The sequence below is a fragment of the Roseobacter sp. YIN89 genome, from assembly GCF_057219365.1.
Genome location: NZ_JBXVVD010000005.1, coordinates 52,523 through 69,857, shown reverse-complemented (window position 1 = coordinate 69,857; position 17,335 = coordinate 52,523). Strand labels below are relative to the sequence as shown.

General features: G+C 59.4%; 21 protein-coding genes. 17 read left to right on the top strand and 4 right to left on the bottom strand.

All coding sequences use genetic code 11. The annotated features are described in order from the left end of the window. The first annotated feature begins 58 nt into the window (after window positions 1-58). The 15 genes from bchL to AC2D8V_RS19345 all read left to right on the top strand — a co-directional run bounded on the left by bchL (window position 59) and on the right by AC2D8V_RS19345 (window position 13,103). Window positions 59-958, top strand: a complete 900-nt coding sequence (gene bchL / locus AC2D8V_RS19415; RefSeq protein ID WP_484735257.1) for a ferredoxin:protochlorophyllide reductase (ATP-dependent) iron-sulfur ATP-binding protein — start codon at window positions 59-61, stop codon at window positions 956-958. Beyond that, complete coding sequence (bchM, locus tag AC2D8V_RS19410) at window positions 958-1,692, top strand: magnesium protoporphyrin IX methyltransferase (protein ID WP_484735256.1); 735 nt, start codon at window positions 958-960, stop codon at window positions 1,690-1,692. Before bchL ends, bchM begins: the two co-directional genes overlap by 1 nt. Further along, complete coding sequence (locus tag AC2D8V_RS19405; protein WP_484735255.1) at window positions 1,692-3,125, top strand: PucC family protein; 1,434 nt, start codon at window positions 1,692-1,694, stop codon at window positions 3,123-3,125. Before bchM ends, AC2D8V_RS19405 begins: the two co-directional genes overlap by 1 nt. 22 nt (window positions 3,126-3,147) lie before the next feature. After that, window positions 3,148-3,915, top strand: coding sequence for a photosynthetic reaction center subunit H (puhA, locus tag AC2D8V_RS19400; protein WP_484735254.1), 768 nt, complete (start codon window positions 3,148-3,150; stop codon window positions 3,913-3,915). Between the two features lie 139 nt (window positions 3,916-4,054). Continuing rightward, a complete protein-coding gene (gene puhB / locus AC2D8V_RS19395; protein ID WP_484735253.1) occupies window positions 4,055-4,717 on the top strand; it encodes a photosynthetic complex putative assembly protein PuhB in 663 nt (220 codons plus the stop codon). A gap of 4 nt (window positions 4,718-4,721) precedes the next feature. Then, window positions 4,722-5,195 (top strand): photosynthetic complex assembly protein PuhC, encoded by a 474-nt coding sequence (gene puhC, locus AC2D8V_RS19390; RefSeq protein WP_484735252.1) that lies wholly within the window; start codon window positions 4,722-4,724, stop codon window positions 5,193-5,195. Between the two features lie 14 nt (window positions 5,196-5,209). Then, on the top strand, window positions 5,210-5,506 hold the full coding sequence (locus tag AC2D8V_RS19385; protein WP_484735251.1) for a hypothetical protein: 297 nt from the start codon (window positions 5,210-5,212) through the stop codon (window positions 5,504-5,506). Next, window positions 5,503-6,639, top strand: coding sequence for a magnesium-protoporphyrin IX monomethyl ester (oxidative) cyclase (acsF, locus tag AC2D8V_RS19380; RefSeq protein WP_484735250.1), 1,137 nt, complete (start codon window positions 5,503-5,505; stop codon window positions 6,637-6,639). The genes AC2D8V_RS19385 and acsF overlap by 4 nt, the downstream gene beginning before the upstream one ends. 133 nt (window positions 6,640-6,772) lie before the next feature. Further along, window positions 6,773-7,594: a putative photosynthetic complex assembly protein PuhE gene (gene puhE, locus AC2D8V_RS19375; protein ID WP_484735249.1), complete on the top strand. Its 822-nt coding sequence runs from the start codon at window positions 6,773-6,775 to the stop codon at window positions 7,592-7,594. After that, complete coding sequence (gene hemA, locus AC2D8V_RS19370; protein WP_484735248.1) at window positions 7,584-8,798, top strand: 5-aminolevulinate synthase; 1,215 nt, start codon at window positions 7,584-7,586, stop codon at window positions 8,796-8,798. Before puhE ends, hemA begins: the two co-directional genes overlap by 11 nt. 360 nt (window positions 8,799-9,158) lie before the next feature. Beyond that, entirely contained in the window at window positions 9,159-10,436 is a 1,278-nt protein-coding gene (locus tag AC2D8V_RS19365) for a PEP-CTERM sorting domain-containing protein (RefSeq protein ID WP_484735247.1), read from the top strand. Between the two features lie 203 nt (window positions 10,437-10,639). Continuing rightward, on the top strand, window positions 10,640-10,996 hold the full coding sequence (locus tag AC2D8V_RS19360) for a hypothetical protein (protein WP_484735246.1): 357 nt from the start codon (window positions 10,640-10,642) through the stop codon (window positions 10,994-10,996). A 59-nt stretch (window positions 10,997-11,055) separates the two neighbouring features. Further along, window positions 11,056-11,772, top strand: coding sequence for a HupE/UreJ family protein (locus tag AC2D8V_RS19355; protein ID WP_484735245.1), 717 nt, complete (start codon window positions 11,056-11,058; stop codon window positions 11,770-11,772). A gap of 12 nt (window positions 11,773-11,784) precedes the next feature. Beyond that, window positions 11,785-12,396, top strand: coding sequence for a transmembrane anchor protein (locus tag AC2D8V_RS19350; protein ID WP_484735244.1), 612 nt, complete (start codon window positions 11,785-11,787; stop codon window positions 12,394-12,396). Between the two features lie 266 nt (window positions 12,397-12,662). Then, window positions 12,663-13,103 carry a c-type cytochrome gene (locus AC2D8V_RS19345; protein WP_484735243.1) on the top strand — a complete coding sequence of 147 codons (441 nt, stop codon included), beginning with the start codon at window positions 12,663-12,665 and terminating at the stop codon, window positions 13,101-13,103. A gap of 80 nt (window positions 13,104-13,183) precedes the next feature. Here the strand turns inward: AC2D8V_RS19345 and AC2D8V_RS19340 are convergent, their stop codons facing one another. Further along, window positions 13,184-13,804: a 2OG-Fe(II) oxygenase family protein gene (locus AC2D8V_RS19340; protein ID WP_484735242.1), complete on the bottom strand. Its 621-nt coding sequence runs from the start codon at window positions 13,802-13,804 to the stop codon at window positions 13,184-13,186. Window positions 13,805-13,972: 168 nt separating this feature from the next. Between AC2D8V_RS19340 and AC2D8V_RS19335 the strand changes: the two genes are divergently transcribed. Further along, window positions 13,973-14,470, top strand: a complete 498-nt coding sequence (locus AC2D8V_RS19335) for a hypothetical protein (protein WP_484735241.1) — start codon at window positions 13,973-13,975, stop codon at window positions 14,468-14,470. A gap of 27 nt (window positions 14,471-14,497) precedes the next feature. Further along, window positions 14,498-15,034, top strand: coding sequence for a helix-turn-helix transcriptional regulator (locus AC2D8V_RS19330; protein ID WP_484735240.1), 537 nt, complete (start codon window positions 14,498-14,500; stop codon window positions 15,032-15,034). Here AC2D8V_RS19330 and AC2D8V_RS19325 read toward each other — a convergent pair. The 3 genes from AC2D8V_RS19325 to AC2D8V_RS19315 form a co-directional block, all read right to left on the bottom strand. Next, window positions 15,018-15,716, bottom strand: a complete 699-nt coding sequence (locus AC2D8V_RS19325) for an RraA family protein (RefSeq protein WP_484735239.1) — start codon at window positions 15,714-15,716, stop codon at window positions 15,018-15,020. The two genes, AC2D8V_RS19330 and AC2D8V_RS19325, sit on opposite strands and share 17 nt — an antisense overlap. Window positions 15,717-15,784: 68 nt before the next feature. Next, the gene (locus AC2D8V_RS19320; protein WP_484735238.1) at window positions 15,785-16,183 is read right to left on the bottom strand and encodes a hypothetical protein; all 399 of its coding nucleotides are present in this window, start codon (window positions 16,181-16,183) and stop codon (window positions 15,785-15,787) included. Beyond that, entirely contained in the window at window positions 16,183-16,866 is a 684-nt protein-coding gene (locus tag AC2D8V_RS19315; protein WP_484735237.1) for a hypothetical protein, read from the bottom strand. Before AC2D8V_RS19315 ends, AC2D8V_RS19320 begins: the two co-directional genes overlap by 1 nt. Window positions 16,867-17,335: the final 469 nt, after the last annotated feature.

Genomic DNA, 17,335 nt, shown 5'->3' with positions numbered 1-17,335 from the left:
TCGGGATACCTAAAGGTCAAAGTAACGGGGGAGCGCGCCCTCTGGAAAGGAACGCAACATGAGTCCATTGGACAGAAACCCGCCGCAATTGCGCGGCCTCGACGGCGAAGGTTCGGTGCAAGTGCATCAGGATGACAACGCCAAGATCGAGGGGGCCAAGGTCTTTTCGGTGTACGGCAAGGGCGGTATTGGCAAGTCCACCACCTCGTCAAATCTGTCGGCGGCCTTTTCGATGCTGGGCAAGCGGGTCTTGCAGATCGGGTGCGACCCCAAGCATGACAGCACCTTCACCCTCACGGGAACCCTTGTGCCGACCGTGATCGACATTCTCAAGGAGGTCGACTTTCACCCCGAAGAATTGCGCGCTGAGGATTTTGTTTTCGACGGCTTTAACGGTGTGAAATGTGTCGAAGCAGGTGGACCGCCGGCAGGCACCGGCTGCGGCGGATACGTGGTCGGACAGACTGTGAAACTGCTCAAACAGCACCACTTGCTGGATGATACAGACGTCGTGATCTTTGACGTTTTGGGAGATGTGGTGTGCGGCGGTTTCGCGGCACCGCTGCAGCACGCAGACCGGGCGCTGATCGTGACCGCGAATGATTTCGACAGTATCTACGCCATGAACCGCATCATTGCGGCAGTTCAGGCCAAATCAAACAACTACAAAGTGCGGCTGGCCGGGTGCGTGGCCAACCGGTCGCGTGAAACGGACGAGGTCGACCGCTATTGCAAGACAGTCGGTTTCAACCGGATCGCCCATATGCCCGATCTGGATGCGATCCGGCGGTCGCGACTGAAAAAGAAGACACTGTTCGAGATGCCGGACGATGAGGAAATCGTGCAGGTCCGCAAGGAGTACATCCGGCTGGCCGAGACCCTGTGGAACGGCACCGAGCCGCTGGCCCCTGCCCCGCTGCCCGATCGCGAAATATTCGAACTATTGGGTTTTGATTGATGCGCGATGACGTGACCTTTGACGGCGTGACACCTCCTGCCGCGGCTCCCAGCCGTGCCAGCTATGATGTCACGCGCGCACGGGTCGAGACCTATTTTGACAAAACCGCCACGCGGACGTGGGAACGGCTGACATCGGAGGCCCCGGTAAGCCGTATCCGGCAGACTGTGCGAGAGGGCCGCGACAAGATGCGTGCGCTGATGCTAAGTCGCCTTCCGGCTGATCTGAGCGGCGCGCGGGTGCTCGACGCAGGCTGCGGTGCGGGCCAGATGACGGTCGAGCTTGCGCGCCGTGGCGCTCAGGTGGTGGCGACCGATATCTCGCCTTCTTTGGTCGATATTGCCGAGTTGCGCCTGCCCGAAGAGTACCGCGCGCAGGTCAGATTTGCCGCCGGAGACATGCTGCGCCCGTCCCTTGGGAATTTCGACCATGTGGTCGCCATGGACAGCCTGATCTACTACGACGCCGATGACATCGGGCGCGCGTTGGCCGGTCTGGAAAAGCGGACCGCGCGGACAATCGTGTTTACCGTGGCGCCACGGACGCGGATGCTGATGGCCATGTGGTACACGGGAAAGCTCTTTCCGCGCAGCGACCGCAGCCCAGTCATGATCCCGCACGATTTCGAAAAGCTGGCCCGCGCCGCGCGTCAGCAAGGGGTCAGCAGTCTTGTGCGTCCGATAGACCGGGTCAGCAGCGGCTTTTACATCAGCCAAGCTCTGGAGGTGCGGTAATGGGCGCCGAGGGGCTTCGTCAACTTTCTCTCAAGGCCATGCCCTTTGCCGATGCGGCAAGCGACCAGTTGCCTATGGGGCAGCTTCTGCGCCTTTCGCTGTTTCAGGTCTCTGTCGGGATGGCATCGGTGCTGCTTTTGGGCACGCTGAACCGCGTGATGATCGTAGAGCTATCCGTCCCGGCCATGATCGTTGCGGTCATGATCGCCCTGCCCGTGCTGATCGCGCCGTTTCGGGCACTATTGGGGTTTCGGTCAGACACCCACCGCTCGGCCATCGGGTGGAAACGTATCCCCTACCTGTGGTTCGGCTCTTTGTGGCAGTTCGGCGGGCTGGCCATCATGCCCTTTGCCCTGTTGGTTCTGGGTGGCGATGTCGTGCATGATATTCCGTTCGCGGGCGAGGTTCTGGCCGCCTTGGCCTTCCTGATGACCGGGCTTGGTCTGCACATGACGCAGACTGCCGGGCTTGCCCTTGCCTCTGACCGCGCCACGGACGAAACCCGACCACGCGTTGTGGCGCTTTTGTACGTCATGTTCTTGGTGGGCATGGGCGTTTCAGCCGTCATCATGGGCGTGTTACTGACCGATTTTACCGCGTTGAAATTGATCCGCGTTGTACAGGGCGCAGCCGTTGTGGGTGTCGCCCTGACGCTATTTGCCCTTTGGAAACAAGAACATGTACGCCCTATGAGCCGCGAGGAACGTGCCCAACCACGTCCGAGGTTCGCCGACGCCTGGACGGATTTCATGAACGGCGGGCAGGCCGGGCGGCTGTTGGCATGTGTGTTTGTGGGCACCATGGCGTTCAACATGCAGGATGTCTTGCTCGAGCCTTACGGCGGCGAGATCCTCGGCCTGTCGGTATCCGCCACCACGCTGCTGACGGCACTGTGGGCGGCTGGCGCTCTGACAGGGTTTGCGCTGGCAGGCAAACGACTGGCCTCCGGATCAAATCCCTACCGTCTGGCCGGCGCAGGGCTGGTCGCGGGCATCTGGGCCTTTTCCGTGGTGATCTTTTCCGCGCCGATGAATTCACCCGTACTGTTTTACGCCGGTGCGACACTGATCGGCTTTGGCGGCGGGCTGTTTGCCGTGGCCACACTGACCGCAGCCATGACCATGCCGGCCACCGGCACCGCCGGCAGGGGCCTTGCGCTCGGTGCTTGGGGTGCAGCCCAGGCAACTGCCGCAGGTATTTCCATCGCCATTGGCGGCGGCCTGCGAGACTGGATCGGCCATGCCGCGACCACCGGACAGCTGGGCGAGGCGCTCGCCTCTCCCGCGACCGGATATTCTTTTGTCTATCACACCGAGATTGGCCTGTTGTTTGTCACTCTCGTCATTCTGGGACCGCTCGTGCGCCAAAGCGGTTTCTTAACCCCGCCGGAAACCGGAACCCAGCCGCTGGGGCTGGCCGATTTCCCAACATGACCCCGTTTCAGGAGGAAAATACATGACTGGAACATTCTTTGGCGAATTCGACCTGGCGAGCTTGTCGCTGTGGTTGTTTTATATCTTTTTCGCCGCGCTGATCATCTGGATCCAGCGCGAAAACATGCGCGAGGGCTACCCGCTGGAAGATGACAAGGGCAACCCGTCGTCAAACCCATCAATGTGGCCCCTGCCCGAGGACAAGACATTCAAACTGCCCCACGGACGCGGCGAAGTCACCGTGCCCTCCGGTCAGACACCGGAACGCGCAGATATCGCGCTGAAACGCGTGGGTCCGGGCAACGGGTACCCGCTGGAGCCGACAGGCGATCCGATGCTTGACGGTGTCGGCCCCGCCTCTTGGGCGCCACGTCGCGATGTGCCCGAGCTGGACGGCCACGGCCACCCCAAGATCGTGCCGATGTCGGGTGCCGAAGGGTTCCACGTGGCCGCAGGACGCGATCCGCGCAACCTGCCCGTAGTAGCCGCTGACGGCGAGGTTGTCGGCAAGATCGTCGATATGTGGATCGACGAGCCCGAACAGCTTGTGCGGTTTCTTGAACTGGAACTGGACAGCAAATGGGGGTCGGGCACGCGCCTGATGCCGATGACATTTGCCAACATCAAATCGGACCGGGTGAACGTGCATGCGCTTTACGGCAAGCATTTTGCAACCATCCCGACAATCGCAAGCCCGCGGCAGGTTACTCTGCTCGAAGAAGACAAGATCGCGGGCTACTACGGCGGCGGCAAGCTTTACGCTGGCAACCGCCAGGAACCAAAGCTCTGAACCGCGATGCTTGTGCGCGGGGATAAGCCATCTGTCCGGGCCACAGGCCCGGATGCTGCCGGGGCCGCTTTGGCCGCCTCGGCGGACCAGAACCGCGCACGGATCACGACTGACAGGGAACAACAAGGAGATACTCGCCATGTCTCACCATGATGCAACCGTCGCCCACGGGCATGACGATTTTGAAATAGAACCCGTCGAAGGGCTCCCCGAGGAGCCGCCCAAGGGCGAACGCATTCTCTGGCAGGGGCGTCCCGACTGGTGGCGTCTGGCCGTGGAGGCGCTGTGCCTGAAATGGGTCGCGGGATATTTCGTGCTACTGGCCCTCTGGCGCTTTGTCTCTGTTGTCGACCTGATGCCGCTGGGCCGCGCAGTCGGTGCGTCTGTGCCCTTCGTGATCCTGGGGCTGGTGACCTGCGGTTTGCTGATGCTGACCGCCTACGTGCAGGCGCGCGCCACCATGTACACGGTGACCGACGCCCGCGTGGCCATGCGGATTGGCGCGGCACTCACCCTGACGCTCAACCTGCCCTACAAGCAGGTCGCCAATGCCATGCTGGATATGCGGCGCGGCGGCACCGGTACGATCGCCCTCGAGACGATGGGAGACACCCGGCTGGGCTATCTGATCTGCTGGCCGCACGTACGCCCGTGGCACATCAAACGCCCGCAACCTGCGCTGCGCTGTATCCCGGATGCAGAAAAAGTCGCAGGCCTGCTCTCCGAAGCGGCCGAGGCACGCCTCTCCATGCCGACTGTCGCGCGGCGTATGCCCGCGTCCAACCCCGTCGCAGCGGAGTAGTATCATGGCTACACAAACCCAGCCCCGTATCCACGCCAAACCCGAAGAACTGGTCCCGCGCATTCTCGTGCGCGCGATGTTCGGGCTTGTGGCCCTGATCCTGCTGATCGTGACAATTGCCACGCTGACCGGACGCCCGCCAGAAGCGACACCGCCCGACACACCCGTCATCGCGGAGCGCGCGATCTTTTTGTCCGGCGACGCCTCTGGCGCCGCCCGGGTGCTGGACGCCACAGGAACCGTGATTGCCGATTTTCCAGCTGACAAGGGCGGCTTTGTTGCCGGTGTCGAGCGTGTGATCGCGCGGACGCGTGCGCAGGCAAACGCCGACCCCAATGCCCCGGTTTTACTGCAACTGCGTCAGGGCAACCGCCTGTCGCTTTTCGACCCCGCCACCGGATGGTCTGCCGAGCTTATGGGCTTTGGCGCCACCAACACCCGCACCTTCGCCAGGTTGCTGGACCAACCCAAACCCTGAAAGGAAGCCACCTCATGGGACTACTGACAAAGGACATCGAACGGGCCCCGTGCACCGTCGAGATCAGCCATAAATTCGAAAGCCTGCACGCGCATGTGCGGTTTAACAACGGTGCGGTCATCCACCCCGGAGACGAAGTGAAAGTACACGGCCCTGAAATCATGGCCCCTTTCGGCGAGATCGTTACCGAAGACCGCGAAGCCACGATCATCCGCGCCAGCAAGCTGGAACGCCTCTGGACCCGGCTCACGGGCGATCTGGAAGTGATGGAATTGTGCGAGTTTTCCTTTTCTGACGAGGTGACGCTATGAACGTGCAAAACACCCCCGACAAGTATGAAGGCAAGCACACAGCCGACGCGACCACGGTCGAGGAAGGCCTTGCCATTCAGGAAGAACAGGCGAAGTACGATGACGATTTCGCAACAGAAACCGCGATGGCCAATACCCTGCTCACGCCGCGCTTTTATACCACGGATTTCGACGAGCTTGACGCCATCGACGTCTCGGGCGTGCGCGAGGATTGGGACAAGCTGATCGCCCAGATGGAAGCCGACCCCAACAAGGGCCACTTCAAGAAGAACGAAGACTGGGATCACGTGGACTGGGAGGGTATGGACCCGAAACTGAAAAAGGAATTCATCGATTTCCTGATCAGCTCCTGCACCGCCGAATTCTCTGGCTGCGTACTCTACAAAGAGATGAAGCGGCGCGGCAACAACAAGGACATAACGCAGCTGTTCCAGCTTATGGCACGGGACGAGGCGCGGCACGCAGGCTTCATCAATGACGCGCTGCGCGAGGCCGGCCTGCGTGTGAACCTCGGCTTCCTCACCCAGAAAAAGAAATACACGTACTTCCGGCCCAAATTCATCTACTACGCGACCTACTTGTCGGAAAAAATCGGCTACGCGCGCTACATCACGATCTTCCGCCATCTGGAGGCACACCCGGAGCACCGGTTCCACCCGATCTTCAAGTGGTTCTGCGAGTGGTGCAATGACGAGTTCAGCCACGGCGAGGCGTTCGCGTTGCTGATGAAGACCGATCCAAAGCTGACATCCGGCATCAACGTCTACTGGATCAAGTTCTTTCTCACAGCGGTCTATGCCACCATGTACGTGCGCGACCACCAGCGCCCCGCGTTTCACGAGGCTCTGGGCGTCGATCCGGACTGGTATGCCCACGAGGTCTTTACAAAAACCAGCAAGCTCAGCGAGCAGATCTTCCCGATCACGCTCGACATCGAGCATCCGCGCTGGCAGCCACAACTGGAAAAGCTGCAAAAGGCGAATGCCGATCTGGCGCAGGCCACCGCACAGGGCCGCGTGTTTGCCAAACTGGGCGCACAGGCGCGGGCCGCCGCCGCGTTTCTCGCGCTGATCACGATTCCGGCCAAGTCCAATAAAGTGCCGGAAAACGTCCGTCTGGAACCGGTGTATTGATCTGGCACGTGGCACATAAGCCATCCGGGTCTGACCCGCGCGGCCGCTCAGGCCATCGAGGCCCTGCGCGCCCGTGCCGGACGATCGCCTACGATCGTCCAGCTGGCCCGGGCACCGCCGGAGTACGGAGGTGATGAGCGCATGGTCTGCAGGTCTGATTGCTTTGTTCGTCTGGTGGTTCTCCACCGGCGCGATCCTGTGGCTGGTCAAAACCGCAGACCGCAAAAGCCCCGCTGCTGGCCTGCGCATCACCCTGTGGGCCCTGCCGCTGCTGGCACTGGGGGCCGTTGGCTTCTGGCTCACCCTGTCCGATACCAGCGCCACCGGGGCCCTGCTTGCCTTCCTGTCAGCGCTGTGCATCTGGGGCTGGATCGAGCTTGCCTTTCTCACCGGGGTTATCACCGGCCCCAACACCTACCCCCTGCCCGCCGATACCCCCGAATGGGGGCGGTTTATCCGCGCCTGGGGCACCCTCGCCTATCACGAGATGCTCCTTGTGGCCGCGCTGATTATCATGGTGCTCGTCGGCCACGACGCGCCCAACATCTTTGGCGTCTGGACGTTCGTCGTGCTGTTCTTCGCGCGCCTGTCCGCCAAGCTGAACCTTTTCTGGGGCGTGCCACGAATAAATGTCGATTTCCTGCCACGCGCCCTGACCCACCTTGCCACCTATTTCCGCATCCGCCCGCTGAACTGGCTGTTTCCGGTATCGGTCTCGGCCCTCAGCTTTGCCACCGCCTGCTGGCTGGAGCGGATCTATGCGGCACAAACTCAAGGACAGGTCGTCGGATTTGCGCTGCTTACAGCCATTACCGCACTGGCCCTGTTGGAGCACTGGGTCATGGTGCTGCCGATCCCGGACGAAAAACTCTGGCGCTGGATGCTTCCAGCACCCACGCAACCCGAACACAAAACAACTCCGTTAAACCACCAAGGGGGACATCATGGACTTTGATGCACTGTTCCAGTCACAGCTGAACAATTTGAAAGAAGACGGCAACTACCGCATCTTCGCCGAACTCGAACGCAAGGTGGGCGCCTTTCCCCGCGCCCGATGCCACGATGCCGAGGCCCCCGATCAGGTAACCGTCTGGTGCTCGAACGACTACCTCGGCATGGGCCAGAACGCGAAAGTTATCGAGTCCATGAAAGACGCCATCGATGCCTGCGGCGCCGGTGCAGGCGGCACGCGCAACATCTCGGGCACCAACCACGCCCACAAGTTGCTGGAAGCCGAACTGGCCGACCTGCACGCCAAGGAAGACGCGCTGCTCTTTACGTCCGGCTATGTCTCGAACTGGGCTGCCCTCTCGACCCTCGGTGCGCGTATCCCAGACGCGGTCATCCTGTCAGACGAGCTCAACCACGCCTCGATGATCGAGGGCATCCGGCACTCGCGCGCGGCAAAGGTGCTGTGGAAACACAACGACCCCGAAGACCTTGACCGCAAGCTCTCGGCCTTGCCAGCCAATGCGCCCAAGATTGTCGCCTTTGAAAGCGTCTACTCCATGGACGGCGATATCTGCCCGATGCAGGAGATCGTCGAAGTGGCCGAAAAGCATGGCGCGATGACCTACCTAGACGAAGTCCACGCAGTAGGTCTTTACGGCCCGCGCGGCGGCGGCATTTCCGAGCGTGAAGGCCTCGCCGACCGTATCACCCTGATCGAAGGCACCCTCGGCAAGGCCTACGGTGTTGTAGGCGGCTATATCACGGGCTCTGCGGCGCTGTGCGACTTCATCCGCTCCTTTGCCTCAGGCTTCATCTTTACGACCGCCCTGCCCCCCGCGGTGGCCACGGCCGCACGCACGTCGATCCGTCACCTCAAAGAAAGTGATACCGAGCGCAAACTGCAACGCCAACGCGTCGCCTACCTGCGTAAACGGCTTGATCAGGAAGGCATCCCGCATCTGGACAATCCCAGCCACATCATCCCGGTGATGATCAAGGATCCGGTCAAATGCCGCATGATCGCGGATTACCTCATGCAGCAGTACGGCATCTACGTGCAGCCCATCAATTACCCCACAGTGCCCAAGGGAACAGAGCGGCTGCGCTTCACCCCCGGCCCTCTGCACTCGATCGACGACATTGAACACCTCGTTCTGGCGCTCAAAGAGCTGTGGAAGCAGTGCGCGATTTCGCACGCGGTGGCCTGAGCAGATTAAATCCACAACCTTTGGATCAGCATGCAGACATTTTCCTGCACGCTGATCCGAAACGCCCCGCGTTCCAACTTCCCTGAAGTCGGGGCAGTGTTTCCTCTGAGGATACCGGTCATAAAATTTTCTGGTAAAAACGCTTATTTTTCGGTATTATGTTGAATGTGGCTGCCTGTTTTCCGGAGCCGCATGGGGGTCAGGAACAATTCACAGCATCATGTATTTGAATGCGCCAAGGCCTCTGATGATTGTATCGGGAGGCTCCTGCCTTTTTGAAAACGGAATTTGATTAAGTGTTTGTGAGCAGCGACATTTAGAAACCCGCGCGAGCGAGCACAGAAATGGAAAGGTATTGTTGTGCGTAAGGTATTATCCGGCACAGTGCTTCTCATGCTCACTTGCGCCGCGGCGAACGCCTCGACAATCGGCGGATTCGACGGCACCCTGTCTTCCAATTATGTCGCCATCATTTTGGATGACGCGGAGGCCGGGCAACGTGATTTCGGATCCGGCAGCGGCAGCAGTGGCGAGGGAACGGTCGAACAGTCCTCTTGGGGACGCGTCCACAGGGAACAGTCCGACTCCGATTCAAACGTTTCACCATCGGCGACGGATAAAGCCGATCCGCTCGTCCCCGCGCAGGAACTGCCGCAAACCGACGATCCTTCCATTTCGACCTTCGGTGGCAACATTGCCGTACTGGACGACAACGTCGACGTGAATTTCAACGACGTCGACGTATATGCGCCAGATGGCGGCGGGATCGATTGTGTCCATGAATGCTTTGATGCTTCGGGCACGAACGACTCGAGCCTGTTCAACCCAGACACGCCTGACGGGACTGACGCTTACGGGCAGGAATTTGAGACCGGGGACGGCGGCACCGACCAGTCTGCGCTCGATACTGGCATCGGAATTTCGCAAGGAGGGATCGCCGTCGGCAACGGTGTCAACGAAAATACTGATTTATCCGCGCTGCAAACCGAAGTTGATGCAAATTTCGACTATCTGAAACAGCTTCGGTCCGATCCTTTGAGTTGGACACACGAGTGGGACATCAGCGGCGGCGAATACGCAAACTACAACGCCGACGATCTCGGCTATGATCTTGTCCTATCCGACCTGCTGGGTAACGATTTGCAGGGCGTCAACGGCACCGGCAACGTATTTACCAGCCTTAACATCGTGTACATTGACACCAACGGATCGGATCTGAAATTCAACAACACCAACTTCATTCTCGACGGAATGCAGGACCAAGATTTTATATTCCTGTTGAACGAAGGCGCCAACTTCCTTGTGACCAACTCAAAACTACTGACGGGTCCGCACATGGACCTGTTCAGCACACTCTGGTTTGTTGGCGGTAATGAAAAGCGGACGATCGATTTCAGCCAGTCGGAATCGAATAAGATGTCGTTCTGGAACCACTCGCCAGAGGGTACGATCCAAGCCAACAATTATCGGGCTTGCGGCCAGTGGGTTGCGTCAAACATTCAGGATTGGAACGATTTTAGTGTTGATCGGTGCGCCTTTGGCGAGGAAACACCGAAGGTTCCGGTCCCCGCAACGCTTCCGCTTTTGCTAGGCGGGATCGGATTGTTTGGCTTTGCTGTGCGGCGACGCCGTACCTGATTGGGAAACATAAAGGTCCCCGCTTCCCGAATGGACGCTCAAACACCCCATTTAAAGCAGTGGTTCGTTTCTCCACTGACAAACGCAGCATTAGCTGTTGAAGGTAACGCCATGCAATCCCGGTCGTCACAAGGTGGCTTGTTGTAAACAGCCACGATTGCTAGTTTGTGCCCAAACGAAAATGACATGATCGAGCGGTCAGCATGATGGAACGGATAAAAGGCACAGCTCAGCGCTTTTTTGCGTGCCTTTTGTGCGCGGCGCTTTTGATCTGGTGTGTTACACCCTCTTTCACCCATGCGCCGAAAGTCTTTGAGACCATTCAGGATCATCTGGAAATGGTCGCGGATCACGGACATTCACATGGCTTGGAGGAGGACCTTTACTGGGCCATGCACGGCCATAGCCATGATGTGGCGGATCACGATCACAGCCTCGCCTTTCTGCTGAGCGGATATAAGGCATTGGACGATCCGCTAGCAGAGGATAGCTGGCGCATCACACTATCGACACACGGTCCCTCCCGACAATTTCGCATCGATAGACCTCCGCGCGTTTGATCTTCTTTGCGCAATGCACGCGCATTTCTGATCAAACCAAAAACAAGCGGAGATTTACGATGAAATCCCTTTTCAAGGGCGAAATAGGCGTTCCAATACGTCTCGCGCTTTTTGTTCTGTCGATTGGTGTGCTGGTCCCCGGCACTGCCTTCGCCCATGACGTAACACCGGGTGACGCAGGGTACATCCAGGAAATCTGGGGGGTGCATATCATCCCCTTCATCTACCTCGGCGCAAAGCACATGATCACAGGATACGACCACATCCTGTTCCTGCTGGGTGTCGTGTTTTTTCTCTACCACATGAAAGACGTGGCAATTTACGTGAGCCTCTTCGCGCTCGGCCACTCGGTAACGATGCTTCTGGGCGTATGGTTCGGCTGGGGCATCAACGCCTATATCATCGACGCGATCATCGGCCTGTCGGTGGTCTACAAGGCGCTGGACAATCTCGGCGCCTTCCAGAGGTGGCTGGGCTTTCAGCCCAACACCAAGTGGGCAACCCTGATATTCGGCCTGTTCCACGGCACCGGGCTTGCCACCAAAATCCTCGAATACGAAATTGCAGAAGACGGCCTCTTGGCCAATCTTCTCGCGTTCAATGTGGGCGTCGAAGTTGGCCAGCTTCTGGCGCTCTTCGTCATCCTTATCATCATGGGATACTGGCGTCGCCGCCCGAATTTCGTGCACCAAGCCACCTATGCCAACTGGATCATGGTCGCCCTCGGTATCATGCTGACCTATGTTCAGGTTACCGGGTACTTGGCCAGCACGTAAAGGAACAAGAACATGTACAATGCACCAAAACCAAAGCCCGAAGACCTGCCAACCAAGGCCCAGTTGCGCCGCTCATCCATTATTGCTGGCATCGGGGCCGTTGCCATCGGTGTGATGGTCTACATGCCCGCAGAACTGGGTAAAGACCCCACAGGGATCGGCACCATCCTTGGCCTGACCGAAATGGGTGAAATCAAACAACAGCTGAAGGCAGAAGCCGAAGCTGACGCACTTCTGCACAGCGACGAACAATCCTCATTGATGAATGACCTCCTTGGGCTTTTTGTCTCCACGGCCCATGCTCAGGAAGCATGGCGGGACACGATCACCTTCACCCTCGCGCCCGGCGAGTTTACCGAGATCAAGGCCACAATGGCGGAAGGTGCTACGCTCTTTTACGCATGGAATTCTGAAGGGGGCCGTATCAACTTCGACCTGCATGCCCACGCAGGGGGCGAAAACGTCACCTACGAGAAGGGCCGCGGCAAAACCGAAGGCGAAGGCAGCTTCGAGACGCCCTTTGCCGGAGACCACGGCTGGTTCTGGCGCAACCGTGACGACGAGGCGGTTACAGTAACCCTTCAACTTCGCGGCGATTACAGCGCCATTGTTCGAAGCGAGTAATCACAAGAACACGGCCACCAGCACACCTTCGTGCCCTTCACCTGCCGCGAGCGGCAACAAAGCCCTGCAGACCTGCCAATGCGCGCCGCATCGCAGGTCTGCGGGGTCAACGGAACGTGCATAACTTCAACAGCTTGCAGGGGCCGCGTCACACGGAAACCAGCCCTGTGACATTACTGGATGATTTTAACGTCCTCGCTGCTTCGTGACTGTTGACTCTGGGCACGATGCTCTACGTTATGGGCCGAGCAATATAGGAGATTACGATGACCCGTACATTCGCTACGCTGATCGCCATGGGCTTTGCCGCAGCCCCCGCTTTTGCAGATGGCCACCTGATCGGTGACCCCGCAGAGGGCGAGAAAGCCTTCAACAAGTGCAAGTCATGCCACATGATCGTCTCTGACGCCGGTGACGAGATCCAGAAGGGTGGCAAGGTTGGTCCGAACCTTTATGGCATCGTTGGCCGTCAGGCCGGCATCCAGGACGGGTTCAAATACGGTGATGACCTCGTCGCCGCAGGCGAAGCTGGCCTCATCTGGGATCAAGAGCAACTGGCCACTTACGTCGCTGACCCGCGCGCTTTCCTGCGCGAATACCTCGACGACAGCAAAGCCAAATCCAAAATGGCCTACAAGCTGCGCAAAGGTGGCGAAGACGTTGCTGCCTACCTTGCAACCGTCAGCCCCGAAGCCGGCGACAGCTAAACTTCAAAGCGTACAGAATTGCGCCGCGGTCCTTCACGGGCCGCGGCGTTTTTTTTGCGCGTTAAAAACCGGCCCGACGGCTAGGTTTTTCGCTTCCGAAAGGTCGCATTGAACGCGATGGTCACGCGGTCTTCTTCGGCCTCGTTCGGATGCACCCAATGCATCAGGTAGGACGGAAATACGATCAGTTCACCGGCGTTCGGCCGCAGGGAAAACTTGTTGCGAAAGGTGGAGGCCTCCAACAGCTTCCAGTGTGGAAGATCGCTGCGCGGGTCGAGAAATTCGATCTTGCCGCCCGATCCGTCAGAGACGTCCGGCTGCGAGACGTAGTAAACACCCGACCAATGCGCACCGGGATGGGTGTGCGGCGCGTTGTACCCCCCCAGCGGATTGGCATTCATCCACGCAAAGAGTTTCAGGTGAAACCGCTCCGGATCGAATGCGCTGTTCACCTTCTTTGTGACCTGCTCCACCGCGTCCTGCGCCGCGTCCCGCACCTGCCGAAACGCCGGGGCGCGGTCGTCAAAAAGATTGCCCTGCGAATGCCACCCGCCCCGGTTTGACTTGGTGGCACTGGCGCCACCTTGCCGCAAACGCTCCCCCTCCATCAGCAGCGCGGCATTCAAGACCGCACTGTCCGGCACCGCAAAGCGGATCAGCGGCGTGGAAAAGAGTTTCTGATACTTTGTTTGCTCAATCATATGTGTCCTCTCGCGGTCTTGCCTGATCCTCTGCAGGCTCGGTCAGCGGCGCGCCAAACGGAATGCTCCTTTGGATCGTTTTGCCCCATTTCATCCAAAGTTATATTCCTAAACCCATGCTCGGGCTGTCACCATGCAGGCAGTTTCCATTCATAAAAGGGTACCCCCATGCAGTTTAAGACCGTCGCGCTCACCACGACGTTTTCGCTTATGGCGACAACGGCGCTGGCGCAGAACACAAAGCAGGATATCATCGACATGCTGGGCAAAGAAGGCTTCGAGAGGATCGAGATTAGCCGCACGCTCTTTGGCAACCTTCGCTTTGAAGCCGAAGGACCCGGCATCGAACGCGAAATTGTCCTTGGCAAGGATGGCACCGTCGTACGCGACCGAACTGAGTATGACGACGAGGACGACGACGATGAGGATGACGAGGACGACCTCGACGAAGCCGATGAAGAGGACGACGCGGACGAGTCTGATGAAGACGACTCAGACGAAGATGACAGCGACGAGGGTGACGAAAGCGATGAAAGTGACTCCGATGAATCCGACAGCGATGGAGAGAGCGACAGCGACGGGGAAAGCGATAGCGATGGAGAAAGCGACAGTGACAGCGATGGAGAAAGCGACAGCGGCGATAGCGATAGCGAAGGCGATGACTAATCGTTTCGGCCCGTCGGGGCGCTCGTCGTGACGTATCGCCCCCGCGACCCCGGCTTTCTGGCCGGGGCCATTCTCTACGGCCTCTCAGCCCTGACCTTTCTGACCGAACTGGCGGGCGAGATAACCGGCTACTACCTGTTCAGCGCCAGCTGGATCGTGCACGAGATCATCGCCCTTGTGACACTCTTCGGCTTTGTTGTGGGGGGTTTACTGATCTGGCGCAGCTACCGTCACGTCCGCAAACGGCACGACGACGACAAGCGCCTTTTGCGCTCGGCACAGGGCGAATTTTTTGAAATGCTGTCCTTGCAATTCGACGCATGGCACCTCAGCGACGCAGAACGCGAGGTTGCCCTGCTGACCGTCAAAGGGATGAGCGTCTCGGAAATTGCCGAGATCAGGCAAACCACACCCGGCACGGTAAAATCGCAAAATAACGCGATTTATCGCAAGGCCGGCGTCAACAGCAGAACGCAACTGCTGGGTTCAGTCATCGACGGCCTGTTGGTCGACCCGTCGGACATTACGCCGCCCCCTGCTCTTAAAATCAGCGGATCCATGTAACGTCGTCACTCTGGATCACTTCCTTGATATCCTCCGGCACCGACAACCCCGCGTCGACTTCGGCATCCAGCGCGTGCTCCAGCGCCGCCACCTCGGCAATCCGCGCGCTTACGGCCGCGACCTGCGCGAAAGGCACCACAACCACCCCGTCCGCATCTGCCACGATCATGTCACCGGTTTCGACCCGCTGGCCCGCGATGTTGACGGGCAGGCCAACCTTGCCCGGACCGGTGCCAAAAGGCGAGTTCGGGTTCAGCCCCGTGCACCACGACGGCAGGCCCACCGCCATGATCCCTGACAGGTCACGCATCGGGCCGTCGGTGACAAAGCCTGCCGCGCCGCAGTTCTTCATCATGCCGCTCACCCGGTCGCCTGCCGCTGCACACCCCTGAAAACCGGCAAAGGCATTGACCACCACATCCCCTTTGCGGATGAACTCAAGCGCCGCGAGCAGTGCCAGTATATCGCTGGGCCGGTTGTCGACGGTCAGCGCCGGTCCAGCCACATGCGGCGCAGCCCCCTGCCCTGCCCCGACCCACGACACTTCGGGTGCAAGCGCGCCGGTTCCATACATCGCATCCACGACAAACCCTGTCGGCACCCCCTGAAACGCGGCGATTTGGGCGTCAGTGGGCCGACGGTCCGGGCGCTTTATTGTCAGCTTTTTTGGTTCTTCGATCATTTCGCATCCCTTTCACGTCGTTCGGGCCGATCCTAGGCAGGTCGCGCGCAACCGGCAATCACTTGTGCTTATACCGTGCACAGCAATGCAGACCGCATGTGGATCACAGCCGCCAGCCAACTGACAAGCACCATCGCAATGGGCAGTTTGGCACCACCCACGCGCGCAAGCCGCGCACGGGCAAAAAGCGCAACACCGGACAAAGCAACAGCCTCCAGCGCGAACAGGCCTGCATTGACAAACATCCCCAAGCTGCCCGACAGGCAGGCAAAACGCCCGATGCGGTTCTGCTCGGTCAGTCCCAGCGTTACAAGGGCCAGACCCAGTTGCACCAAGACGAGTATCGTCATCGCACTGACCAGCGCCGGAACCGGACGCAGATCGCGGGCGATGTTCAGCACCCAGAACGCAAGCCAGGCCGCCGCAATGGCGAAAAGGAACGCCGGCGCCGTGGCGATGGCGAACATCACGGCGCAACAATCCGGATTTCTGCCACCTGCGCGTCGATCTCCTGCACCGCCGACAGCACCCGCCGCGCCAGATGCGACTGGACATAAGCGGCATGAAACCGCGACGGTGCGCGCAGCGTCAGGCAACTTCCTGCGCGGGCCTCGCGATGCAACGCCGCGATCCACGAAGCATAGCTGCCCGCATCTTCTGCGTGCAAAAGGGCCTGCGCCAGCACCCATTCGCTGCCACTGCTCAGATCGGGCGCCGGAACCGCATCGCCGCGCACTGGCAGGGCAACCACCTTGGGCGCGTCTTCGGTCCCCATGCGCAACTCAAAGTCAGAGCCCACCGCAGGCCAGTACGGTTGCGTATGTTTTAAGATCTCTGACACATTCAGGCTGTATTCGGTCACGCGCCCGCGTGCCCCTTGTCGGGTAACCACCAGCCACGCGCGCGCGCGCAGCAGCGCCATCTCGCGTTTCACGGTACGTTCGTCAACCGACCAGAGCCGCGCAATCTCGCGCTGGCCCACGGCGAGTTCGTCGCGCGCCCAGTTATATCTTGCCGTGATCAGGGTCATCAGTCTCAGCACGCGGCGCTGATCGTGTTTGTCTTGCGCCAGCGCATAAGCGCCCAGTGCGGTCAAAAGATCATACTTGCGCGCAGCGGCTGCCCGACCCACCAGTTTCGTGGAGTGCATATCCTGCCCTAATTTTATGATGCACGTGACCCAACAGGGCCAATGCCGCCTCGGTTGGGCTGGTTTTCCAGCCTCTCGTCCGGCCTGCGCCGTGAACTCAGCGCTTTTTCGGCCTGTGGGGTGATTTGCGTCCAATTCGACGATTCTGTCAAGTCCGGGCTGTGCGGCGGCGTCAAAACCAGACTCATTCCGCCCCAATCCTGATTTGAAAAACAGGTATATCTGGTATTGGGGGACGTACAGTGTGTCCCCTAATAAGCGGCTTTTGTCCCCCAATCGGCAGCAGGCGCACGCAAAGTGTCCCCCAATATCTGGTGGTGTGCCATAGGTCTGTCCCCGCGGGGACACGGGCCGCTGGCAGAATCACCGCTGTGCGTCATTCCCTTGGGTTTCAACGTGGTTCCTGTCTTGGCTGGACGTCTCATTCGAATGATATTCTCTTTTGCGTTTTTTGCAAAATCAGCGTAAA